The 23547-nt window shown below is 40.6% G+C and carries 19 protein-coding genes and 1 CRISPR repeat array (1 of these 20 only partly in view); of the genes, 13 read left to right on the plus strand and 6 right to left on the minus strand.

The genetic code is table 11. The features are described 5' to 3' along the window. Positions 1-90 precede the first annotated feature (90 nt). The 3 genes from ATS76_RS09950 to fadI all read right to left on the minus strand — a co-directional run bounded on the left by ATS76_RS09950 (position 91) and on the right by fadI (position 4199). On the minus strand, positions 91-591 hold the full coding sequence (locus ATS76_RS09950) for a transposase (RefSeq protein ID WP_058552002.1): 501 nt from the start codon (positions 589-591) through the stop codon (positions 91-93). Between the two features lie 78 nt (positions 592-669). Continuing rightward, positions 670-2889 (minus strand): fatty acid oxidation complex subunit alpha FadJ, encoded by a 2220-nt coding sequence (fadJ, locus tag ATS76_RS09955; RefSeq protein ID WP_058552024.1) that lies wholly within the window; start codon positions 2887-2889, stop codon positions 670-672. Continuing rightward, complete coding sequence (gene fadI / locus ATS76_RS09960; protein WP_058403425.1) at positions 2889-4199, minus strand: acetyl-CoA C-acyltransferase FadI; 1311 nt, start codon at positions 4197-4199, stop codon at positions 2889-2891. Before fadI ends, fadJ begins: the two co-directional genes overlap by 1 nt. Before the next feature lie 306 nt (positions 4200-4505). Here fadI and ATS76_RS09965 point away from each other — a divergent pair, with 306 nt between their 5' ends. The 8 genes from ATS76_RS09965 to ATS76_RS10000 are packed head-to-tail and all read left to right on the plus strand — an operon-like array spanning position 4506 to position 12752. After that, positions 4506-5462 carry an AAA family ATPase gene (locus tag ATS76_RS09965; RefSeq protein WP_058552025.1) on the plus strand — a complete coding sequence of 319 codons (957 nt, stop codon included), beginning with the start codon at positions 4506-4508 and terminating at the stop codon, positions 5460-5462. Between the two features lie 3 nt (positions 5463-5465). Then, on the plus strand, positions 5466-6410 hold the full coding sequence (locus tag ATS76_RS09970) for a DUF58 domain-containing protein (RefSeq protein ID WP_058552026.1): 945 nt from the start codon (positions 5466-5468) through the stop codon (positions 6408-6410). Between the two features lie 3 nt (positions 6411-6413). After that, on the plus strand, positions 6414-6848 hold the full coding sequence (locus ATS76_RS09975) for a DUF4381 domain-containing protein (protein WP_058552027.1): 435 nt from the start codon (positions 6414-6416) through the stop codon (positions 6846-6848). After that, entirely contained in the window at positions 6841-7827 is a 987-nt protein-coding gene (locus tag ATS76_RS09980) for a vWA domain-containing protein (RefSeq protein WP_058552028.1), read from the plus strand. The genes ATS76_RS09975 and ATS76_RS09980 overlap by 8 nt, the downstream gene beginning before the upstream one ends. Next, positions 7827-9722 carry a VWA domain-containing protein gene (locus tag ATS76_RS09985; protein WP_058552029.1) on the plus strand — a complete coding sequence of 632 codons (1896 nt, stop codon included), beginning with the start codon at positions 7827-7829 and terminating at the stop codon, positions 9720-9722. Before ATS76_RS09980 ends, ATS76_RS09985 begins: the two co-directional genes overlap by 1 nt. Then, positions 9716-11383 (plus strand): BatD family protein, encoded by a 1668-nt coding sequence (locus tag ATS76_RS09990; protein ID WP_058552030.1) that lies wholly within the window; start codon positions 9716-9718, stop codon positions 11381-11383. Before ATS76_RS09985 ends, ATS76_RS09990 begins: the two co-directional genes overlap by 7 nt. A gap of 59 nt (positions 11384-11442) precedes the next feature. Further along, a complete protein-coding gene (locus tag ATS76_RS09995) occupies positions 11443-12000 on the plus strand; it encodes a sigma-70 family RNA polymerase sigma factor (RefSeq protein WP_021032391.1) in 558 nt (185 codons plus the stop codon). Next, complete coding sequence (locus tag ATS76_RS10000; RefSeq protein ID WP_058552031.1) at positions 12000-12752, plus strand: DUF3379 family protein; 753 nt, start codon at positions 12000-12002, stop codon at positions 12750-12752. The genes ATS76_RS09995 and ATS76_RS10000 overlap by 1 nt, the downstream gene beginning before the upstream one ends. A gap of 64 nt (positions 12753-12816) precedes the next feature. On the opposite strand, the gene ggt is transcribed toward ATS76_RS10000, so the two are convergent. Further along, entirely contained in the window at positions 12817-14490 is a 1674-nt protein-coding gene (gene ggt / locus ATS76_RS10005; protein ID WP_058552032.1) for a gamma-glutamyltransferase, read from the minus strand. Positions 14491-14641: 151 nt separating this feature from the next. Further along, entirely contained in the window at positions 14642-15187 is a 546-nt protein-coding gene (locus tag ATS76_RS10010) for a GNAT family N-acetyltransferase (RefSeq protein ID WP_058552033.1), read from the minus strand. Positions 15188-15237: 50 nt separating this feature from the next. On the opposite strand from ATS76_RS10010, the gene ATS76_RS10015 reads away from it, so the two are divergent. Then, complete coding sequence (locus tag ATS76_RS10015; RefSeq protein WP_058552034.1) at positions 15238-15603, plus strand: hypothetical protein; 366 nt, start codon at positions 15238-15240, stop codon at positions 15601-15603. A 73-nt stretch (positions 15604-15676) separates the two neighbouring features. Here ATS76_RS10015 and fabB read toward each other — a convergent pair whose 3' ends face one another. Further along, complete coding sequence (gene fabB / locus ATS76_RS10020) at positions 15677-16888, minus strand: beta-ketoacyl-ACP synthase I (protein WP_058552035.1); 1212 nt, start codon at positions 16886-16888, stop codon at positions 15677-15679. Between the two features lie 178 nt (positions 16889-17066). On the opposite strand from fabB, the gene mnmC reads away from it, so the two are divergent. From mnmC to ATS76_RS10040, 4 genes are all read left to right on the plus strand, one after another. Continuing rightward, positions 17067-19076: a bifunctional tRNA (5-methylaminomethyl-2-thiouridine)(34)-methyltransferase MnmD/FAD-dependent 5-carboxymethylaminomethyl-2-thiouridine(34) oxidoreductase MnmC gene (gene mnmC, locus ATS76_RS10025; RefSeq protein ID WP_058552036.1), complete on the plus strand. Its 2010-nt coding sequence runs from the start codon at positions 17067-17069 to the stop codon at positions 19074-19076. 59 nt (positions 19077-19135) lie between these two features. After that, a complete protein-coding gene (locus ATS76_RS10030; protein ID WP_058552037.1) occupies positions 19136-19465 on the plus strand; it encodes a hypothetical protein in 330 nt (109 codons plus the stop codon). 171 nt (positions 19466-19636) lie between these two features. Beyond that, positions 19637-20272, plus strand: a complete 636-nt coding sequence (locus ATS76_RS10035; RefSeq protein WP_058552038.1) for an SDR family oxidoreductase — start codon at positions 19637-19639, stop codon at positions 20270-20272. A 469-nt stretch (positions 20273-20741) separates the two neighbouring features. Then, the gene (locus ATS76_RS10040) at positions 20742-21794 is read left to right on the plus strand and encodes a hypothetical protein (RefSeq protein WP_058552039.1); all 1053 of its coding nucleotides are present in this window, start codon (positions 20742-20744) and stop codon (positions 21792-21794) included. A gap of 502 nt (positions 21795-22296) precedes the next feature. Next, positions 22297-23547: direct repeats of the CRISPR family, unit length 28 nt; unit sequence TTTCTGAGCTGCCTGTGCGGCAGTGAAC (it continues 1478 nt past the right edge of the window).

Below are 23547 nucleotides of genomic sequence, written 5' to 3' on the forward strand. Positions count from 1 at the left end.
TATTACGATGGTAATAATACACACTCTTGGGAAGCCCTGTGACCTTTAATAAGTGTTGTAAGCTGTATTTTGCCTTGAGCTCTTCGACAACTATCGTTTTGTCTTTGCTTTTTTCTTTCTGGCCTGAGCCAAGGCTTCTAACTTTTTTAAGACTGCGTTCTCTGCACGTAGATAATCCAATTCTTCCCTGAGCTCTTTTTCAGACATGTCTGCTGATGGTTTAGGAGTTGAAGAATGATTCGTCACGCGAGGCCTACCTTTTTTCTTTGGTTTTAGTCGGGTTATACCCCCGTGAGCATAAAGCTTTTGCCATTGAAATAAAATACCTGGGGATGATAAGTCGAAATAGGCGCTAGTATAACCCAAAGACCAATCATTAATTTCCATCGTCTCGAGCACATGAATTTTGAACCCGCCTGAATAAGGTAACTGTTTATGGATAAAACTCTTTGACCCATTAAGCAGGTAGACCTGAAACCAATAACGAATAAGCCGAGCGCTAATATTGTACTTTCTACTTAATGCTTCAGAGTTTTCCTGCTCAGCAAGTTGTGCGAGCTTTAACTTAAATATTCTTTTGTACTTGGACATAAAAAGACCCCCAGTAATTGGATTGTCCAACTATTGGGGGTCACTTCATAAATGCGGTTTTTTAATACGTGTTAAACGTTATTTAGTATCATCTTTAGCAACGTCTGATTGCTCTTCAGATACCTCGTCTGCTTCTGGCTCTAATGTTTCTAGCTTTACTACTTCAGCAACGGTTTCGTTTTGTGTTGGCTTTTGGCCATAAAACGTTTCACCTGACGCAGCCATTGATACTAGCGACTCACACGGTGTAAATATAGCGTTGCTATTGGCAAGCGTAGACATATCCGAACTTACTTTACTCGCACCGAGTTTGTCCATGTAGCTAAATGGACCACCTAGGAATGGTGGGAAGCCAATACCAAAAATAGCACCAATGTCACCATCACGTGGGCTTGCAATAATGCCCTCGTCTAAACAACGTGCAGCTTCATTTAGCATTTGCGCTACACAACGCTGTGCAATTTCACTTTTGTTTAAACGTGAATTTGGTGTTACATCTAGTAGCTCGTATACTGACTCATCAACCTTTTTGCCTTTTTTCTCGTAATCATAAAAACCACGACCCGTTTTACGACCAAGGCGTTTTGAATCAATCATACGTGAAAAGGCATTAGGTCCTTTAAAGCGCTCTCCCAATTCTTTTTCAAGAATAGGTGCGATCTTAGAGCCAATATCAATACCTACTTCGTCAAGTAATGCAAGCGGACCTACTGGGAAACCAAACTCTACAAGGGCTGCATCAATTTTTTCAATTGGCTCACCAGCAAGCATTAAGTTAGCCGCTTCATTTAAGTAAGGTGCAAGTATGCGGTTTACGTAAAAACCAGCCATATCTTTAACAACAATTGGCGTTTTACCCTGCTTACGCGCAAAATTAACAACACGTGCGATTGTCTCTTGAGACGTGCCTTCGTGCGGAATAATTTCAACCAGTGGCATTTTTTCTACTGGAGAGAAATAATGCAAGCCAATTACGTTTTCAGGACGTGTAGCATTTGCCGCAATCTGAGAAATAGGCAACGATGACGTATTACTCGCAAAAATTGTATTCTCTTGGCATTGCTGTTCTACGTCCGCAACCATACCTTGCTTAAGTACTAAGTCTTCAAATACCGCTTCAATAACTAAATCAATGTGTTTAAAGCCACTGTAGTCAGTTGTACCGGTAATACGGTTCATTGTTAACTGCATATCTGCTTTAGACATAATGCGGCGCTTAAGGCGCTTATCAAGAATTTTGTAGGTGTAGTTCATTGCATTGCTAATGCCTTGCTCTGCTACATCTTTAATACGAACAGGCAGCTTCGCTTTTACAGCACTGACGTGGGCAATACCCGCGCCCATCAAGCCACCACCTAATACTGCCGTTTTGGTGATTGCGGGTGCATCGTCGTTGCGCCACTCTTTTTTCATTTCTGTGGTAGCAAAAAATAAGCCACGAAGCGCTTTAGATTGCTCACTCATTACAAGTGTTGCAAAACCCTCAGCTTCTGTTTTGTAAGCTTTTAGCTCATCAAGTTCTACGCTTGCACGTACCGCTTTAATAATAGCTAATGGCGCTGGATAGTGCCCGCCCGTCTTTTTCAAGACGTTTTCTTTCGCTTTTTTAAAGATAAAGTTACGACCAAATGGGTTTGACTCTAATAACTTGCTTACTTTATCGAGCTTTGGCTCTTTAGCTTGTGGCTTTTTCTTGGCAGCAAATTCTTTTGCCACTTTTAAAAGTACGCTATGCGGTACACACTCATCCAATACGCCTGCTTTTTTAGCCTGCTTAGGACGTATTTGCTTACCAGTTAGCATCCACTCAAGTGCTTTTTGAATGCCCACGATTTTTGTTAAACGCTGCGTACCACCGCCACCAGGTAATAAACCTAGTTGAACTTCAGGCAAGCCAATTTTCGTCAAATCGCTATCTGTACCGACACGGTAATCACACGCTAATGCAAACTCTAAACCACCACCAAGCGCCGCACCATGAATGGCACTTACCGTGGTATAAGGTAGTTTTTTCATATCAAAAAAAGCTTGATGACACAGCTCACTGATGGCAAGCGCATCTTCACGTTTTTCTACGCTATCAAGCATTTTCACGTCAGCGCCTGCAATAAAGTTATCACTCTTGCCGCTAATAAAAACCATGCCTTTAACAGCATGCTCTTGTGCTAGTGCTAATAACGCTTTTAAATCGTCTGCAAACGAGTCGCGCAGGGTGTTCATTTTTTCACCCGGCACATCGATAGTTACAACGGCAATTTTGTTTTCGTCTACCGCTAAATTAAAAACTGAATCTGTCATTACGCGCTCTCCAATACAAAGGCTGCACCTAAACCACCAGCAGCACACGCTGTTGTTAATGCTAAACCGCCACCACGACGTTTAAGCTCGTTTAAGCTTTGTGTGATTAAGCGAGCACCTGTTGCTGCAAATGGATGACCATATGCCAGTGAGCCGCCATTCACGTTAAACTTGTCCATGTTAATTTCGCCAATTGCTTTGCTACGACCTAGTTTTTCTTGCGCAAACTTGTCTGAGGCAAACATTTTCATGTTCGCAAGGGCTTGCGATGCAAATGCTTCATGCATTTCAATTAAATCTAAATCAGCAAGCGTAATACCGGCTCTGTCTAGTGCGATAGGCGTTGAATGCGCAGGACCCATTAGCATGTCTTGCTCTACACCAATAGCAGAAAAAGCAAAGCTGCGAACGTAACCTAAAATTTCGTAACCAAGCGCGCGCGCTTTACTTTCGTTCATCATTAATACCGCAGCTGCGCCATCTGTTAGCGGTGTTGCATTAGCAGCTGTAACCGAGCCATGTTGACGGTCAAATACAGGTTTTAGCTTTGCGTAACCTTCAACAGTAGAGTTTTTACGAATATTGTTATCTTCTTCAATAAAGCTTTTATACGGTGGTAAATGAGCCGTCATTACTTCATCTTTAAGCTTGCCATCAGCCCAGGCTTGCGTTGCAAGCGTGTGTGAACGATGTGCTAATGCATCTTGATCTTCACGGCTAATGTTATGTGTTTTAGCCATTTGCTCAGCCGTTTGACCCATTGAAAGACCAGTTGAGTACTCTGCAACTGCAGGCGGTACTGGCATTAAGTCTTTTAAACGTAACTTTGAAAAAATTTGTAAGCGTTGGCCTAAAGTACGCGCCTTGTTTAAATCAACTAAACTACCTGCCAATTTTTTACTTACGCCAATAGGTAATACAGACGATGAATCAGCACCACCGGCAATACCTACACTTACAGAGCCCGCCATAATAGACTCAGCTACGTTAGCAATTGCCTGAAAGCTGGTAGCACATGCACGTGACACTGAATAAGCATCAACACCAACTGGCATGCCTGTACCCAGTACAATTTCACGCGCAATATTCGGCGCTTCTGGCATTTGTACTACTTGACCAAATACAAGTTGATCGATTTCTGATTTGTCGAAATTTAATCGCTCAAGCATTTCGTTAACCACTAATTTACCCATATCAAGTGCTGGTACGTGGTGGAATGCTGTTGCTTGTTTTGCAAACGGTGTACGAAGGCCACTTACTATGGCAATACGATCACCCTTTGGTGTTTTTAGTATGTTTTGCTCAGACATTTATGCTCTCCCGCTGACAGGTCTGACCTGTTTGTTTTCCTCGATTCTAAACAACCCGTGTGCTAAAGCCAATAGATAAACTGAAATTTATACAAAGTAGTCAACTTTACATATAGCACAATAGGCTTTTTTAAACGCATTTACAAAGATTTGTGGTACGCTAAAAACCGTTAAAAAATAACGAACTATTTTAAAAAATACAGTCTAACTCTTGAGTTACCTAATTATAAACCTTATAAATAGGTCAGTATTTGCAACCTAACCCATTTAGGTACTAACCCAGCTGACGAGGACAGTCCACTTATTATGGCAGCTAACGCATTTTCACAATTAAAAACGTACTTAGATACACAAATCATTGGCCAGCCAGAGCTTACTCAAGCATTACTTATTGCTATTTTAGCTGACGGCCATTTATTAGTTGAGGGCCCACCAGGGCTTGCAAAAACACGCGCCGTAAATGCGCTTGCAAAAGGTATTGAAGGTTCGTTCCAACGTGTCCAGTTTACACCCGATTTATTACCTGCGGATGTTACAGGTACTGATATTTACCGCCAACAAACAAGCGAGTTTGTATTTGAAAAAGGCCCACTTTTTCATAACCTTATTTTGGCTGATGAAATTAACCGCGCCCCAGCAAAAGTACAGTCAGCACTACTAGAAGCCATGGCAGAGCGCCAAGTAACGGTAGGTAAAAACACGTACCCACTTAGCGACTTATTTATGGTTATGGCAACTCAAAACCCGCTAGAGCAAGAAGGCACCTACCCGCTACCTGAAGCACAGCTTGACCGCTTTTTATTACATTTGAGTATTGGTTATCCGGGCGCCGAGCACGAGCTTGACATTTTACGCTTAACGCGAGGCGAAGCATTAAAAGAGCAGCAAGCTGTTTTACAAAAAATTAGCCAAAGCGAATTATTTACTGCCCGCCAAGCAATTTTAGGTTTGTACTTAGCCGAGCCACTTGAGCAGTATTTAGTTCAACTTATTATTGCAACGCGAGAAGGCGCTAAACTAGATGAGCAATTGGGCCGCTGGATTGAATTTGGCGCAAGCCCTCGTGCAACTATTGCGCTAGATAAATGTGCACGTGCTCATGCGTGGTTACAGGGCCGTGACTTTGTAGCCCCTGATGACATACAAGCCGTTGTTCATAATGTATTACGTCACCGTATTATTTTGAGTTACGAGGCACAGGCCGATGGCATTACTAAAGATCAGGTCATTAGCCGAATTGTTGAACTGGTAGCTGTACCGTAATTTATGCAAAAACAATTAGACCCTCAGGCATGGCTTAAACAAAGCCATAGCCACGGTGTTAATTTAGCACTAAAAGAGCTAATGTATTACAAAGCCAAAGCGCAACTGCTTGAGCTTGCCCCTAAGGTAAAGATTAAAAATACTTTAGCGGGGCAATACCTTGCACCGCACAAAGGCCGTGGTATGGAGTTTGCCGAAGTACGTCATTACCAGCAAGGTGACGATATACGCTCAATTGACTGGCGAGTTACAGCGCGTACAGGCGAAACCCATACAAAACTTTTTCAAGAAGAAAAAGAACGCCCAGTTTTTGTATTTACCGATTTTTCAAACTCTATGCTATTTGGCTCAAAGCTACTGCTTAAGTCAGTGCAAGCTGCGCACATTAGTGCATTAGTTGCTTGGTCTGCGTGCCAGCGTGGCGACAGAATTGGCGGTATTGTATTCAATCAGCATGCACACCTAGAACTTAAGCCGAGTGCGCGAGAAAAAGCAGTATTAAAGCTTTGCCACAACTTATGCGCAAACCATCAGCAAGCCCTTACAAATATTGATGCTAAAGCCAGCAATAACTTTAGTGATAACCTAAAGCGCCTTAATCATTTGGCAAAGCCTGGGAGTTTAGTGTATTTAGTCTCTGACTTCAGCGCCTTAGATGACGCAAGCTTTAAACAGCTTGAAATACTTAGCCGTCATTGTGAGCTCATAGGGTGCCATATTAGCGACCCATTTGAACATCAATTACCCGCTTTTAAAAACACAGTAACGGTTAATGCGAACGGCCAAAACTTTGCCTTACCGCTTATGGATAATACATTTAGGGCGCAGTTTGCCAAAAATGCAGAAGATGCTTTTAATACGCGCCTTACTCGCTTAACTAAATCGGGTCTTAATTTAATATCATTCAATGCAGCCGACCCACTTGAGCTGCAGCTAGTGAGAAAATAAACCATGCAAACCAATCCTCTTGAGGGCCTGCACGATGTAATAGCACCAAACCACGTTGACTGGTGGCCACTTGCCCCAACATGGTGGGTGATCATTGCTCTACTTTTTATTGCGCTATTGAGTGCAGTTTATGCAATTTACAAAGCGTATCAATATAAAGAAGCAAAACGCTATGCTGTTTTATTGAGTCAAAATGAGCAGAGCCCTCAGCAGTTACATATTATTTTAAAACGCCTAGTAGTTGAATATTACGGTAAACACCTTGCCGCGCAGCCTACAAAGCAATGGTGTGAAACGCTAAACACACTCAGTGGGCTGACTTTTACCGAGCAAGAAATTTTAAGCCTATACAGCAGTGATAACAGCGATTTAGCATTAAGTAAAAAATTTAGCCAAGCAATCAAATGCTTTAAAGTAAAGGAGCCACTACATGTTTGAATTTAGTTGGCCGTGGCTATTTTTATTAATTCCATTACCTTTGTCGCTTTTATTACTAAAACCAATAGCGAGCAATAGCAATACGCGCCTGCGTATTCCGGGCTTTGCTAAGCATGCCTTAAATAACCCAAATTCAGCACCTCAATCACGCCGTTTATCTATATTTGAATGGCTACTTTGGCTATTACTTGTCAGCGCAGCAGCAAACCCAACATGGCTAGATGAGCCAATTTTATTACCAAATGAAGGGCGAGATATCATGCTTGCGGTGGATTTATCTGGATCAATGACCGAACAAGATATGGCTTACAATGGTCAATACGTTGATCGCTTAACCATGGTAAAGGCAGTACTTAGTGATTTTATAGAGCAGCGGACTGGCGATAGGCTCGGACTTATTTTATTTGGCGATACCGCTTTTTTACAAACCCCTCTGACACGCGATTTAAAAACGGTAACCAAAATGCTTAACGAAGCACAAATAGGTTTAGTTGGCCGCGCTACAGCTATTGGCGATGCACTTGGTTTATCGGTTAAACGTTTTGCAAGTAAAGAAGACAGCAACCGAATCGTCGTGCTATTAACCGACGGTCAAAATACTGCGGGTAACTTAGACCCTGACGACGCCCTACTTCTAGCGCGCGAAGAAGGTATTAAAGTGTATACCATAGGTGTTGGCTCTGATAACCCACGTGGATTTAGCCTATTTAATATGGGCGGCTCAGGCGGGAGTAATTTAGATGAACGCCTGCTAAAAAATATCGCCGACGATACCGGGGGGCTTTATTTTAGAGCAAAAGATGTAGCGGGCCTCAAACAGATTTACGCTGAGCTTGATAAACTTGAACCCATTAGTGCTGATGAAAAAACCTTTCGACCGCAAAGCTCATTATTTTATTACCCATTACTCATCGCTATTTTTTTAATTAGTATAAACGTAATGCTAAATACACTGCGCACATTAAAGGAGCCAAGTTGATGGATTTTGAATTTATTCGTCCTGCCATTTTATGGCTACTTATACCGGCAATTGGGCTGTTTTTTGTGGCGTTAATTAAGCACAAAAAAACCACAAGCGAGCAATTAATTGCCCCTCATTTAGCGCAATTTGTTATGACTGATACGGACATCAAAACCAGCCAACCGCTTTGGCTTGTAGCTGTGTTTTGCACTTTAGGGGTTTTATTTAGTGCAGGCCCCAGTTTTGAAAAAAAACACGTGCCCGTTTTTCAAAGTAAAAGTGCACGTGTCATTGTCATTGACATGTCGTATTCAATGTACAGCACTGATATTTCACCAAATCGTTTAACACAAGCGCGCTATAAATCCCTTGATATGATTGAGCTATTTAAAGAAGGCGACACCGCCTTAGTCGCATATGCGGGCACGGCCTATACTATATCGCCGCTAACCAACGACGCCACAACACTCAGTAATTTAATACCCAGCCTGAGCCCTGACATAATGCCCGACAAAGGATCTAACGTGCTAGCAGGCCTTGATATGGCAAAAGAGCTATTAACTCAAGCAGGCTATATTGATGGCGATATTATTTTAATAACCGACGGCATAGAGCAAGAAGAACAAACGGATGTCACACGCTTTATAAGTAACACAACGTTTAGACTCAATATTTTTGGGGTAGGTTCTGAGCAAGGTGCACCTATTAAATTACCTGAAGGCGGTTTTTTAAAAGATAGATACGGTCAAATTGTCATCCCGACTATGAATATTTCACAACTAAAAAGTTTGGCCACCCGCAGCGGTGGTAAATTTGCGCGCTATCAACCAAGTAATAGCGACATAAATACGTTTTCGCCAATGGCTAACAGCGAGTTAATTAAAGATGAGACGCAAAGCCACGCGCTATGGCGTATTGATGCGGGTATTTACGGGCTTTTACTTTTATTACCATTTGGTTTGTATTTATTTAGGCGCTCTGCCTTTTTAGGGGGAGTTTTATTGCTTGCCTTTTTACCACAGCAAAACGCTTATGCATTTGAGCTCCCTACAATATTAAAAAATACAGACCAACGTGCACTCACCGCATACAACAATGAAGAATACGACAAAGCCGCTAATGCGCAATCAAACCAATTAAAAGGCGCAGCGTTATACAAGCAAGGCAACTTTAATGCTGCACTGGATGCATTTAGTCAGGATAAGTCAGCCACAGGTTATTACAACTACGGCAATGCACTTGCCAAAGCTGGCCAACTAGAAGAGGCCATAAACGCCTATAAACAAGCTCAAACGCTACGAAGTGATTTTAGCCAAGCCGCAGATAATCAGACCTTAGTTGAGCAGTTGTTAAATCAACAAAATCAACAGGAACAAAGTGGTGATGAATCCCAAGACCAAGAAAATCAGCAAAAAGGCGATCAAAACCAACAACCAAATAACGATCAATCTGAGCAAGAGCAACAAAATAACAACCAAAACAACTCTCAAAAAGGTGAAAAGCAAAGCCAAAGCGATGCAAACGAAAAGTCTGAGCAGGAGTCTGAACCCTCTGAAGATCAGCAAGGTCAAACAGGTGAGCAATCTCAAGAGCAAAATAAACCTGATATGCAAGCACAGCCACAAAATAAGCAAAGCGAAAGTAATAATGCTGAACAGTCTGACCAGCCAAAACCGCAGGCAATGAGCGAGCAACCAGTCAGCGATGAGCAAAAGCAAAAAGCGCAACAACAGGCTATGCAAGCCCAAGCAAGTGAACTGACAAACGAAGAAAAAGAAAAAGCGCAGCAGCTTAATCAATTACTCAGAAAAGTACCGGACGATCCGGCAATTTTATTACGGAATAAAATGCAACTCGAAGCCCAAAAAAGACAATATCAACGCCGCCCTACAGGAGTAGAAAAATCATGGTAATGCGATTATTTTGCTGTTTATTGCTACTATGCGCGATGCCGTCATTCGCAGCGACAAAACTCGAAGCAAGCGTAGATAAAAACCCAGTATTAGCGGGTGAGTTTTTTATGCTTAACATTTCAGTAAACGATACCGTTAATGGTGAACAACCCGATACATCTGTATTGTTAAAAGACTTTGTAGTCGGCCCCACAAGTTTAAGTACCCGCACAAATATCATAAACGGCAGCATTAATAAACAAACCACTTGGAGCGTTAAGTTAATGACCCGCACTGAGGGGCAGTATACAATCCCCTCGTTTAGTGTTGCTGGGCTTAGCTCTGAACCCATTGATTTAACTGTCGCCAAACGGGCTGTAAACGCAGACAAAAATAACGATATTTTTGTAAAAACATCACTTTCTAGCAGCTCGCTATACGTCCAAGAAGCAGGCGTTTACACGTTAAAACTGTACTTAGCTAAAGAGCTACTTGATGGCAGTTTAAGTACACCCAGCATGGAAGATGCACAGCTAACACAATTAGGTAAACAAACAGAAAGTTATGAATTAGTCGACGGAAAACGATACCTGGTTATTACCCGAGAGTATTTAATTCAGCCCCAAAAAAGTGGTGCGTATACTATTGCAGCTCCGGTATTTCAGGGCCGAGTTCAACAAAATTATCGTCAGTTAGAAGTATCAGCACTTGGCGACGATCTAGAAATAGAAATTAAACCTATTCCAAGCGACTACAAAGGGGCTTGGCTACCCAGCGAACTGGTGAACCTAGATGAAGAATGGCAACCTAACGATAGCACCGTAGAAGTAGGCACTCCCATAACACGCACAATTACACTCACGGCTTTAGGGGTAACCAAAGAGCAACTTCCTGATATAACAATGCCTACCATCGAGGGAATTCGTAGTTACCCGGATCAAAAAGAAAACAACAACGCTGTTCGTAATGGGCGTGTAGTATCGCAACAAACCGCATCTTACGCATTACTTCCACAAAAACCTGGAACATATACATTACCCGAAATAAAATTGCCGTGGTTTAATACAAAAATAAACCGTATTAGTTATGCGACCATTGCAGAGCGAACAATAACTGTTACTCCAAATAGTAGCAGTGTTAACACACCAATTAATGCACCACAAAATATGAACGACTTACCTTTGGATGAAGCTAATACCGAAAGTAATAGTGCTGGTAAACCTATGGCACAAACAGCAACGGTTATAAACCAATCTCCGTTGTGGCTTATTGGTGTTGCAATACTGGGTTATGTTTTATGGATCATTACTGTAATTTTTTATTGGTTTAACCGTTCTAATATTAATACAGTTGAAAATGTGCAGCCGTCACCTACTTCACTTAATCAACCCAGCTTAAAAAAGTTGATAAAAGTACATAAAACTGGCGATATTAAAGCGTTTTATAACGAGCTTACTCATTATGCAATACAAGTCACACGCGAAGAGACAGGGGCAATTGATAAGTTATGCCAAAGTATAAATAACCCGCAGCTAAACAATGCAATTATTCAATTACAAGCACAACTGTATGGTAATAAGGCTACAAATAGCGATCTTGGTGCTATTATAAAAATACTTGAGAGCGAGCAAACTCAGTCATCAAAATTACAACCAACTGTATTAAAAGACCTTTATAACTAAAGTGAAGTTAAAGGTGAGTCTTTTTTAATTAAATAAAAATAAAGTAGTAAAAAGTGCTTATGTTGGGAAATAAAAAGTCAAACAATCAGGTCTTAATCGATATGGCAGAGAAACAAAAACGTTATGAAGCCTTGGTCCACGTTTACAATAAGGAGCTTTATCGCTTTGCTTATTGGTTATGCCGTGACCCGCACATAGCAGATGATTTAGTACAAGAGACATTCTTGCGTGCTTGGCGCTCACTTGACTCATTACTTGATCAAAAAGCCGCAAAACCATGGTTACTTACTATTTTGCGACGAGAGAATGCGCGCCGATTTGAACGCAAACAGTTTGACTACAGCGATGTAGAAAACGACACGTTGGTTGATGAAACCAGCCATTCGCTTGATGATGAAATGGAGCAAACCGTTATTCAACGACAAATTGGATTATTATCTGATGAATACAGAGAGCCACTATTGCTACAAGTTGTAATGGGGTGTACTGGCGAGGAAATTGCCGACATTCTCGATTTAAATAAAAACACGGTTATGACGCGTCTATACCGTGCCAGAAACCAACTTAAAGAGGCTTTAAGCCGTGATGATGAACAACTTAAAGGGGCATCAAAGTAATGGATGAACTTGAGTTTCGTCGCCGCACTATTGCGCAGCCAAACGATATTGACAAAGAACTTCAGGAGTTTGCCCAAAGCAATCCTGAACGACAGAATTTTATTAATGAAATGAAAGATTTTGATAAGCATATCCAAGATGCACTCGATATACCTGTACCTGATAATTTAGCCGACCGTATTATTTTAAATACCTCGTTAAAAGAAAAGGCGTTGCAGGAAGAACAAGCTGCTGGTACCAATGTGGTTGATGCTAAATCTCGGTTTAAGTTTGATCGTGTGCACCTTGCTTTAGCCGCATCATTTATGGTGGCTGTGAGTGCATTCTTTTTTAGCTCAGAGCAACATATTGGTCACGAAGCAGGCGAACATGCACTCGCACATGTTTACTACGAAATAAATGCGCTTGATAAAAAATCTCCTATTAGCCTGCAAAGTGTGAATGATAAGCTGGCTGTATTAGGTGGCTACATAGACGAGCTACCAGGTGATATAACTTACGCTATGTTTTGTGATTTTAAAGGTGAAAGAGGCTTACACTTAATTTTTGAATCGGACTTTGGGCCGATGACAGTATTTATTGTTCCTTCTGAAAATAAATCGTTTGGCTTGGGTAACGACCATTTCCAAGACGAGCGATTTGAAGGGCAAATTAATCGCGGAACCCAAGCCGATACTATTTTAGTAGCCAGTGTAGGTGCACCGCTTGATACTTATAACGAGCGAGTAACTAACGCAATTCGTTGGCTTTAAACCCCAGTAAATAAAAAACCGCTTAGTCCATGCTAAGCGGTTTTTTGTATCTACCTTTTATCTATTAAAAAACGATTGATTTACCTCTTCCTGAACTTTCAGACGCTGCGTCTAATTGCCCGTTTTTATTGATAATTACATGCAAGTCACCAAAGTGGCGCTCGTCAATTGTGTAACCCATTTTTTGAAGTTCTAGTTTTACTTCATCATTCAACCCTACATGAGCACGTACAACGTTTTTAGGCCAAAGCTGATGATGAAAACGAGGTGAATTAACGACTTGCTCTGCACTCATATCAAACTCAATAGCATTTAAAATTGACTGATAAACCGAGCTAATAATAGTTGTACCACCGGGTGAGCCTGTGACCATTTGTACCGTGTTGTCTTTTAATAAAATAGTAGGCGTCATAGAGCTAAGCATACGTTTGTGTGGCTGTATTTCATTGGCTTTGCCGCCAATAGCACCAAACACATTCATAACACCAGGTTTAGCACTAAAGTCATCCATTTCATCATTTAAAATAAAGCCAGCGCCGTCAACCACTACACCGCTGCCAAACCCTAAGTTTATGGTCGTAGTATTTGCAACAGCATTACCCATTTTATCAATAATAGAAAAATGTGTGGTTTGTTCGCTTTCTTTTAACCCAGGCTTTATTGTTTCGGTTGTAGTAATGGCTGCCAACGAAATACCGCTGCTACGTGTTTGCAAATACGGTTCATCAACTAATGCATTTACCGGCACATTAAAAAAGTCAGGATCACCTAAATACTCCGCTCGGTCGGCAAACACGCGTTTACCTATTTCAGAAAGTAAATGTACGTAGGGTGTTGAGTTATGAGCTATGTCGTTAACTGGTTTTTTTAGCTCATACATTTTAAGCCATTGTAAAATTGCAATGCCACCAGAACTAGGCGGCGGCGAAGTAAGTACTTCATAGCTGTTCCAACGTGCTTTTAATGGTGTGCGTGATTTAGCCGTATAATTTTTTAAATCAGCCTTAGTTATGATTCCCCCATGCTGGCGCATGAACTTTTCAATAATATTAGCTGTTTCGCCTTCATAAAATCCTGCTTGGCCATTATCACGAATTCGCATTAAGGTTTTTGCTAGGTCGGGTTGCTTAAATATTTCATTGGCTTGTAAACCTGCAAAATACTTTTCGAAGTTAACGTTTATTTTTTGCTCGTTTAAATAGCTGATATAATTACTAGCTCCTTGCGCTAGCTTTGGTGGCACAACAAACCCCTTCTCAGCCAAAGTAACTGCGGGTTGCACTAGCGTTTCCCAGTCAACCGTGCCATGTTTTTTATGTGCTAACCACATACCCGCAACACTCCCGGGTACACCGCTTGCATGGATGCCATAAATTGATTTATTGGGGATCACATTACCTTGTTCATCTAAATACATATCACGATGTGCAGCACTTGGGGCAGTTTCTCGGTAATCAATAAAATCACTTTTGCCATCTTTTTGGATGAGCATAAAACCGCCGCCACCAATGTTACCCGCTTCGGGAAGCGTCACAGCTAGTACAAATTGTGCAGCTATAGCTGCATCTACTGCGTTACCACCTTGCTCTAATATGTTTTTAGCCGCATCTGCACTGAACGAGTCAGGCATAGCGACAGCACTTTGCGCAACCTGCTTAGCCGCTACATTAAATGCACTAAATTGCAGCATAACTACGCTAGTTATCACTAACTTGTTTGGCGAGAAAAATAAGCCCATACAACATCCTTAAATTATTGTTTTAATATTGGTGTTATTGAAAAATTAATTAAAAAGTAAACATCTTAAAAATATCTAACAGCATAACCTCACGCTTATTTATGCATAGCTTTAATGGCTAGGTCAATCGTTGCGCATTCAGATTTTAGTCTTACCTTAAACGCTTGGAATAAAGAACAGCAGGTAGCTCACCATGTTCATCGGTATGTGTGTAAGTTTTAATAAACAACAGTCCAAGCTTTTCCATTACTTTTATAGAACCGATATTATCAGCCAGAGCACTGGCGCTAATTTTTTTTACACTAGACTGTTTTGCTAACTCTCCACACAGTGCCTTAGCCGCTTCAGTAGCGTATCCATGTCCCCAACTAGCTTGTTTAAAGCGCCAACCAATTTCAATATCACTAAAGTTTGGTGAATCACTAAAAAAATTCATAGGCCTCAGTAGAATCCAGCCAATAAACATATTCGTGTCTTTAATTGTTATTGACCAAAGCCCCCACCCTGTTTGCTCATTTCGATAAGCAAGCATACGCGGTATACCTTCCTCTTTAATTTGCTCTTTTGAGGTAGGAACCCCGCGTGTTAAAAATTGCATAACGGCAGGGTCTTTATCAAGTTCATACAGTTTATGCCAATCATGCTCGTCCATTAATTTAAATTTTAACCGCTTTGTTACGGGGGCGTTCATTTTCATTAGTGTATAGTTCCTTTAAATCAATTATTAATCTCTTGAGGAGATAACACATGAACAAATTAGCAGGTTTAGCATTATTAGGCACTTTAATAACTTTAACGGGTTGTGAAGATGCCAAAGAAGTAAAAGAAGAAACAAAAGAAAAAACCGCTCAAATGCAAGAGCAATTGGGTGATGCATGGAATGAAGTAAAAGAAACAACAAACGATCTTAAAAATGATGAGTCACTAAACGAACTGCTGCAAGAAAGTAAAGCAATGGGCTTAGACATGTACGACGATGGTAAAGAAATTGCTATTGATGCATGGATAAAAAGTAAAGAAGCCGCAGGTGAATTAACAGAAAAAACGAAGCAAAAAGCGCAAGAAATTGCTGATGAAATTGAGCAAGCTCGTGAAAAACATAATAAGGGATAATAAACCTTGTAATAAAAAAAGGTAAGCCATTACGGCTTACCTTTTTTGTATCGTACATAACAACTGTGGGTAATTAAGCTTTATATTTGCTCATTACCAGAGTGGCGTTTGTACCACCAAAACCAAAGCTGTTAGACATTACTGTATTAAGCGCTACATCTTTACGTTCCGTCACAATATCTAAACCTTCAGCTTGCTCGTCTAATTCATCAACATTAATAGACGGCGCTACAAAGCCATGCTCAAGCATTAGCAAAGAGAAAATGGCTTCATGCACACCTGCAGCCCCTAATGCATGACCAGTCATTGCTTTTGTTGCACTGATCATTGGCGAGTTACCACCAAATACATCTTGAATTGCACCAAGCTCTTTAACATCACCCACCGGTGTTGATGTACCATGCGTGTTAAGATAATCAATGCTGTCTACATTTTGCATTGCTTGGCGCATACAACGTGCAGCGCCCTCGCCCGAAGGTGCAACCATATCGTAACCATCAGATGTAGCACCATACCCTACTATTTCAGCGTAAATATGTGCGCCACGTGCTAATGCATGCTCAAGCTCTTCCACAACCACAATGCCACCACCGCCTGAAATAACAAACCCATCGCGGTTAGCATCATAGGTGCGCGATGCTTTTTCTGGCGTTTCGTTGTATTTAGTCGACAGTGCACCCATTGCGTCAAATTCCATTGCAAGCGTCCAGTGAAGTTCTTCACCGCCACCAGCAAACACAACGTCTTGCTTACCCAGTTGAATTTGTTCAACCGCATTACCAATACAATGCGCCGACGTAGCACATGCAGAGCTAATTGAATAATTAACGCCTTTTATTTTAAAAGGAGTCGCTAAACATGCTGATGTTGTACTGGCCATAGTACGTGGCACCATATAAGGCCCTACGCGTTTTACGCCTTTTTCACGTAAAATATCAGCAGCTTCAACTTGCCATTTAGATGAACCACCACCAGAGCCAACAATAATACCCGTGCGCTCATTTGACACTTGCTCTTCTGATAATCCAGAGTCTTCAATTGCTTGCGTCATAGAAATGTAAGAGTACGCAGCTGCATCGCCCATAAAACGCATTGCTTTACGGTCAACGTGATCTTTAACATTTATGTCAATTTTACCCGATACGTTACTGCGTAAGTTATAGTCGGCAAACTCTTGGTTGAAAGCGATACCACTTTTACCTGTTTTTAATGACTCTAAAACTTCTTCTTTGTTGTTACCAATGCTTGATACGACACCGATACCGGTAATTACGGCTCTTCTCATGGGTGATTCCCTTAGCTTAATACTTAATTGCGTTTTATTTTACGCGAATTTAATCACTTAAGTGGTCAGCTTTCTAGCGTACACTTGTACTCTGAACTGCTAGCTTATAAATAACGCCAGACTATTACAAAGAAAACCCGTAAAATAATGAAAAATATATTCTATAAATTTGTTAATTATGATCAAAAACGCACATATACACTTTAACGATTTAGGTACACCGTTTGCTGATGACTTCGGTGATATTTATTTTTCGAATGACGATGGCCTTGCTGAATCGCATTATGTGTTTTATGAGCAAAATAATATAGACACTCGATTACAAACTCATGACCAATCCCATTTTGTAATTGCAGAAACAGGGTTTGGCACAGGGCTGAATTTCTTAAATACATGGCAACACTTTAACGATCATATTGCACGTCAACAATCACAAAATCAATTAGATAAAGGTGTTAAACGCCTTCACTTTATTTCGTTTGAAAAATACCCACTAAAAGTCGACGATTTAAGCCGAGCACTTCAAGCATGGCCTACATTACAAAAATTAAGCAAAAAACTCGTTAACAGTTACCCTATTAACTTACAAGGATGCCACCGCCTTGAGTTTGACAGCGGGCGTGTTGTGCTCGATTTACATTTTGGTGATGCGCTGGCGTCTATTAATACAATGAGCTACCCACAAACAGGTATTGTTGATGCGTGGTATCTGGATGGCTTTGCCCCAAGTAAAAATCCTGACATGTGGCAACAAAGCTTATTTAACAGCATGGCTAACATTTCAAAAGCAAAAGCAACACTCGCTACATTTACCGCCGCAGGTTTTGTTCGCCGTGGCTTAATAGAAGCCGGGTTTAATACAATCAAAAGTAAAGGCTTTGGCAAAAAAAGAGACATGCTAATTGGCCAAATAAATGATGCAAATACAGCGCAATCTGCGCCGCCTTACTTTAATCAAAATGCGAGCAAACTCGAAAAAATTGCTATTATTGGTGGCGGTATAGCAAGTAGTTGTATTTTATATAGCCTTGCTAAACGTGGTATTGCAGCTGAGTTGTTTTGCCAAGATCCACGTCCCGCTATGGGCGCGTCTCATAATGTGCAAGGCGCGGTGTATCCTCACTTACAAGCTAAAAACTCACCACATAGTGAACTTTTTGCTCATAGTTTTTTATACGCAAAGCGCGTTTTCCAGCAGCTGTTGGATGAAGGCTTTAGCTTTGATCATCAATGGTGTGGTGTTTTGCAACATGCAGTAAAAAAACCACTTGCTGATAAACACAAAAACCTAGCTCAAAAACAACTTTGGCCAAAGCAACTTATGCAAAACGTAACCGCAGAGCAAGGCGATGAAATAGCCGGCGTGCAAACTGGTTACCCAGGTGTGTTTTTTGAACAAGGGGGCTGGGTTAATCCACCACAACTCGTTAATGCAATGCTAGCCGCAGCCAATAAACTAGCGCCCCATAACAGCCACTTTAATTGCAATATCACCAACCTAAAAAAAACAGAAAACGGCTGGTTTTTAACAAGCAATCACCAACAGTTTGGCCCATTTAGCGATGTTATTATTTGCGCTGGTGAGCATAGCGACGCATTTGAGCAAACAAAAGCACTTCCTATTGTAGGCGTGCGCGGGCAAGTATCGCATGTGCAAGCAAGCCCTGAATCTCAAAAGCTAAAAACGGTGCTTTGCCATAAAGGCTACTTTACGCCAGCTTATTTAGACCACCATTGTATGGGCGCTACGTTTGATAAAAACAGTAAAAGCCGTCATGTTTCAGATGAAGATAACCAAACTAACCGTGATCAACTCATAAACTTTTACGAACATAGCGACTTTGCCACAACGTTAGGTAAAGTAAACTCAGCAAAAGCCGCTGTCCGATGCACATTCATCGATCACCTGCCAATGGCTGGGCAGTGGTGTGAACAAAGCGATTATACTAACGCATTTGCAAATCTAAGGTTGGGGAAACGTTATCAATACTTGCCTCTGACTAACCCTCAACAAGGACTGCATATTTTCACAGGTTTCGGAGCTCGCGCTTTATGCAGCGCACCACTGTGTGCCGAACACTTTATTAGCTGCTTAGCAAACGAGCCACGCCCACTCAGCGAGCGAGTGAACCAAGCAATACATCCTGCTCGTTTTATTGTAAGAGATTTAATCCGCAATAAAATATAAATGACAAAGCCCCTAATTTAGGTAAACTATTCTTAATAAAAGGAACTTATAGAGCCACAATGAAAAAATTAATTGTACTATCGCTGATATTGTTTACCTCGTTTAAAACACTTGCCATAAATGTTATTGATATTGCAGTGCCAGATGAGTTTGTAACAACTATGGAAGTAACAGATGAATACCCACTGGTTAAAACTGGGTATTTAACGCAATCTATTTCCTTCATTACAGACTTTTATCAGCAACAATTAGGTGAGCCATTGAAGATAACCGGCAGTGAAAACTACCGCACCCTTTATTACAATTACCAAAATCGTAAAGTACGTATTAGCTTATACCACCGTAACTATGTGACCGAAGTGAGTATAATGATTGAAAAAGCGTTATAAAAAACACAAATATAACCACTCATTTTCATACTCAGTTAAGGTACTCTTTTTACATTAAATGTTTTTTAAAATTAATACGTTAATCTCTCTTTTTGCCCTTTAAAAACAATTTTTAAGCCCAAGGTCTATTTGTAAGCAAATACATTTACTAACAAGTGAAAGGAGTTAATTATGAGTAAGACCTTAATTATTGGCGCTAGTGGTCAAATTGGTAAAATGACAACAGAGTTATTACTTAAGAATGAACAAAATGTTACCGCCCTTGTTCGTGATAAAACTAAACTAAGTGATTTAGAAAGCCCGTTTTTAAATATTGTAGAGCAGGACTTAGAAGGTGATTTTAGTGAAGCTGTCAAAGGTTGCGACCAAGTAATTTTTGCAGCGGGTTCTGGCGCAAGCACCGGCGACGACAAAACACTATTAATTGATCTATGGGCAGCAGCAAAAGCGGCCAATTACGCGAAAAATAATAATGTTCAGCACTTTATTATGGTCAGCTCAATTGGGGCAGATAACCCTGACGCAATAGAAAGTGATTTAAAACCTTACTTAGTTGCTAAGCACATGGCCGATGAACACCTTGTTACTAGTGGTTTAAATTACACCATTGTTCGTCCGGGTACACTCACTGATGAAAGTGCATCAATGAAAGTAACAACACAGCGCCCTGATGATCAAGACAAAGCTAAAATTAGTCGTGAAAATGTAGCTAATGCACTGCTGCATATCGCAACCAATTCGTTTGAAAAGAACCGTGTTTTTGAACTTTTTGACGGTGATACTGCCATTAAATCTGCGGTTAAATAGCCAAAGTGCTCCATTAACAAAAGCGTTAATGGGGCACCACTTTCAACTATTAGCAAGTTAACTAAACAGCTGACACTCAAAACAAGCTGCTAATATTTAATTCAAAAAGAACAAATCATTTAGATACGCCACAACAGCCATAAGGCTACCCTAAACAATTTACCCTCTAGCCACGTCAACAACTGCAAACCAAAGCATTGCCTATAAGAGTTAACAAATTACCAATAGAATCTCTTCACGATAAGCCCCTAGTGAGCAGCGCTCTATGACCTAAACGTAACCTACTATCCCTCTTTCTTTCAAATTCCCTCTCGTAAACTCACTTTACTCTATTAAGTTTAAGCACATTAAATTATTAATAAAAAATCATTAGTGAGGAATATAGAAAACAGAGTCTTAATCTGTTAAGTTTATGTTATGTATATAGATAAAAAAGCTCCTTAAGGGAAATGAAAACAAAGGAATTAAAGTGAGCGCTACATTTAAAATTATTTTTAATGGCCAACTACACCAACATGCCGATATTTCATTGGTACAAAAACAACTTAGCCAATTTTTAAATATTCCCCATACTATTGCTATAAAGTTGTTTGATGGTAAATCTTACGCATTAAAAAAAGATCTAACGAGCATTGAAGCCGTTAAAACAGAATTGTCACTCAAAAAAATGGGCTTAATAACACGAGTTGAACTGCATCAATCTACCGCCCTTACAGCAAAGCAGTATCCTTTAGCGTTAAAAAAATTAACAGAACATTATGATGAAGAACATAAAACCTCTAATTCAAAACGTATACTACTGCAAAAAAAAGCAATTTCTGTAAGAGATATGATTACGCGTTACAAAAACGACAAAGTAAAGCTGCAGCGCGCGTCATTAAAAAGCCTGCTCTATTTTTGTTACATAGCCCTGTTAGTTGTGACAATTACAGGCCTTACCATTAGCTGTAATTTACTTTCAAACATTGTGAATGAGCCGCAAAGTAACACTTTAGTTAACTTAACCTATCAAGATTACAAACAATACATAAATGACCAAAACGCAATTAACAATCAACAAAGCAATATAAATACCGATAATAATGCACCGCAAAACCAAGGTAGTCAGCAATTCAATCGGTTTGCCCTATTAATTAATAGTTATGCTGAAAGTGTAAAACAGCCTAATGTAGAAAAAATGGGAGGAGAAAAATTAAACCTTCGCCTGCAAGAAATAGACGACTTAGGTGAGAAAAATGCGTTTTGGTTGCAACTCATTAATTTAGCAAAAAGTTTAAATAATGACGCACATACAATGAGTACACTCAATAATACAGATCCAAATAAAGTACAATGGATCAACGCCGTAGACTGGATAAGCCAACGCTATATTAGGCAGCATCAAAACGATAACTCTCTTCCTAAAGTTAATGAGCCCAACAATTCGGTGCTTAATTTAACGTTATCAATTAGCGTTTTATCACTGCTTATATTAATGATCATTGTGATAAAAATGAAGCTACGTACAATTAGAGAAGCATAATATTTTTTGTTCATTACATAAAAAAACCCGCAACCTGATTACTCAAGTTGCGGGTTTTTTATGGTTTTTAAACAAACGAATTTAAAAACCTTTATTGGTGGAGCTGGGGGAGTCTTAACCAAAAATTTAAGTCGTTGCTTTAATTAAGGTTTAAATTAAAGCGATGTAGGAATAGGTACTAATCGTGGTACTAAAAACCAGTGTCATATTCGAACCTCCACGCTAAATTCGTTTAATAAAACTTTTATAACTTTTAGTCCTACATTTCTTCCCATAGATTATCAGCATCTATATTTGGGTCTTTTTTAGCTCTACGTTTTTAGTTTCTTCTGGCCATTCTATATTACTATCTCTTATTAAACCTTCCAGTGTACTGTATACAATAACTTTGCCTCCAATTAATTTTTACCATACCATTTTATAAATCGAATGCCCAATCCCCTTATCCATATTTTACAGCTATAAAATGAAGACCTACCTCTGTGGGAAGCCAATAACCATTTTTATGAGCTGCCTGTGCGGAAGTGTACATGATGAGTTGATACGCAAGATGCAGTCTTTACTTCTGAGCTGCCTGTGCGGCAGTGAACCTGATAAGCTTGGTGGCGCGTTTCCCGTTAAACTTCTGAGCTGCCTGTGCGGCAGTGAACTGGTATTTAGTTGTTTAGTGGCTGGTTAGTGCCTTCTGAGCTGCCTGTGCGGCAGTGAACGCTGGTACAGATGGCAAATCAAGTATCCATGTTTTCTGAGCTGCCTGTGCGGCAGTGAACTAACCTCTTGAGTATATAAATTAGCACCAAGTTTTCTGAGCTGCCTGTGCGGCAGTGAACAAGAATGATTTATTTATCATAACTTCCGCTGCATTTCTGAGCTGCCTGTGCGGCAGTGAACGCGGTTTGGGAATGGCTCAAACCATACAGTAATTTCTGAGCTGCCTGTGCGGCAGTGAACAACCGTGTAGACAACAAAAAGCCCCGCACAATTTTCTGAGCTGCCTGTGCGGCAGTGAACTTTTAGTCTGTCTTGCCATGCCATGATCGTGCTTTCTGAGCTGCCTGTGCGGCAGTGAACTGTGTTTAAATCAGTGTTATTGTAACTGTTTTTTTCTGAGCTGCCTGTGCGGCAGTGAACGGCTGATCAACCTCAAACACGGTGCCGTTTATTTTCTGAGCTGCCTGTGCGGCAGTGAACAACCGTGTAGACAACAAAAAGCCCCGCACAATTTTCTGAGCTGCCTGTGCGGCAGTGAACTTTTAGTCTGTCTTGCCATGCCATGATCGTGCTTTCTGAGCTGCCTGTGCGGCAGTGAACTGTGTTTAAATCAGTGTTATTGTAACTGTTTTTTTCTGAGCTGCCTGTGCGGCAGTGAACGGCTGATCAACCTCAAACACGGTGCCGTTTATTTTCTGAGCTGCCTGTGCGGCAGTGAACCCATCTATTAAACAAAAATGGCGTATATAAGATTTCTGAGCTGCCTGTGCGGCAGTGAACGGATTAATAATTTTAATTCTGTTTTATCATCTTTTCTGAGCTGCCTGTGCGGCAGTGAACTCTTTAATCATGCCAACACCAATGCCTTTAGATTTCTGAGCTGCCTGTGCGGCAGTGAACTACATGTTCTCGCGGCACTATAAACGGATCGGTTTCTGAGCTGCCTGTGCGGCAGTGAACACGCCAAGCGTAATCAGCACTGTTTTGATTGTTTTCTGAGCTGCCTGTGCGGCAGTGAACGGCCCGCTGTTTTTTGCTGTTG

The sequence above is a fragment of the Pseudoalteromonas sp. 10-33 genome, from assembly GCF_001469195.1.
Classification (GTDB): domain Bacteria; phylum Pseudomonadota; class Gammaproteobacteria; order Enterobacterales; family Alteromonadaceae; genus Pseudoalteromonas.

Coding starts and splice junctions, on each gene's coding strand:
- ATS76_RS09950 (WP_058552002.1), bottom strand. CDS start 591: ATGTCCAAGTACAAAAGAATATTTAAGTTAAAGCTCGCACAACTTGCT.
- fadJ (WP_058552024.1), bottom strand. CDS start 2,889: ATGACAGATTCAGTTTTTAATTTAGCGGTAGACGAAAACAAAATTGCC.
- fadI (WP_058403425.1), bottom strand. CDS start 4,199: ATGTCTGAGCAAAACATACTAAAAACACCAAAGGGTGATCGTATTGCC.
- ATS76_RS09965 (WP_058552025.1), top strand. CDS start 4,506: ATGGCAGCTAACGCATTTTCACAATTAAAAACGTACTTAGATACACAA.
- ATS76_RS09970 (WP_058552026.1), top strand. CDS start 5,466: ATGCAAAAACAATTAGACCCTCAGGCATGGCTTAAACAAAGCCATAGC.
- ATS76_RS09975 (WP_058552027.1), top strand. CDS start 6,414: ATGCAAACCAATCCTCTTGAGGGCCTGCACGATGTAATAGCACCAAAC.
- ATS76_RS09980 (WP_058552028.1), top strand. CDS start 6,841: ATGTTTGAATTTAGTTGGCCGTGGCTATTTTTATTAATTCCATTACCT.
- ATS76_RS09985 (WP_058552029.1), top strand. CDS start 7,827: ATGGATTTTGAATTTATTCGTCCTGCCATTTTATGGCTACTTATACCG.
- ATS76_RS09990 (WP_058552030.1), top strand. CDS start 9,716: ATGGTAATGCGATTATTTTGCTGTTTATTGCTACTATGCGCGATGCCG.
- ATS76_RS09995 (WP_021032391.1), top strand. CDS start 11,443: ATGTTGGGAAATAAAAAGTCAAACAATCAGGTCTTAATCGATATGGCA.
- ATS76_RS10000 (WP_058552031.1), top strand. CDS start 12,000: ATGGATGAACTTGAGTTTCGTCGCCGCACTATTGCGCAGCCAAACGAT.
- ggt (WP_058552032.1), bottom strand. CDS start 14,490: ATGGGCTTATTTTTCTCGCCAAACAAGTTAGTGATAACTAGCGTAGTT.
- ATS76_RS10010 (WP_058552033.1), bottom strand. CDS start 15,187: ATGAAAATGAACGCCCCCGTAACAAAGCGGTTAAAATTTAAATTAATG.
- ATS76_RS10015 (WP_058552034.1), top strand. CDS start 15,238: ATGAACAAATTAGCAGGTTTAGCATTATTAGGCACTTTAATAACTTTA.
- fabB (WP_058552035.1), bottom strand. CDS start 16,888: ATGAGAAGAGCCGTAATTACCGGTATCGGTGTCGTATCAAGCATTGGT.
- mnmC (WP_058552036.1), top strand. CDS start 17,067: ATGATCAAAAACGCACATATACACTTTAACGATTTAGGTACACCGTTT.
- ATS76_RS10030 (WP_058552037.1), top strand. CDS start 19,136: ATGAAAAAATTAATTGTACTATCGCTGATATTGTTTACCTCGTTTAAA.
- ATS76_RS10035 (WP_058552038.1), top strand. CDS start 19,637: ATGAGTAAGACCTTAATTATTGGCGCTAGTGGTCAAATTGGTAAAATG.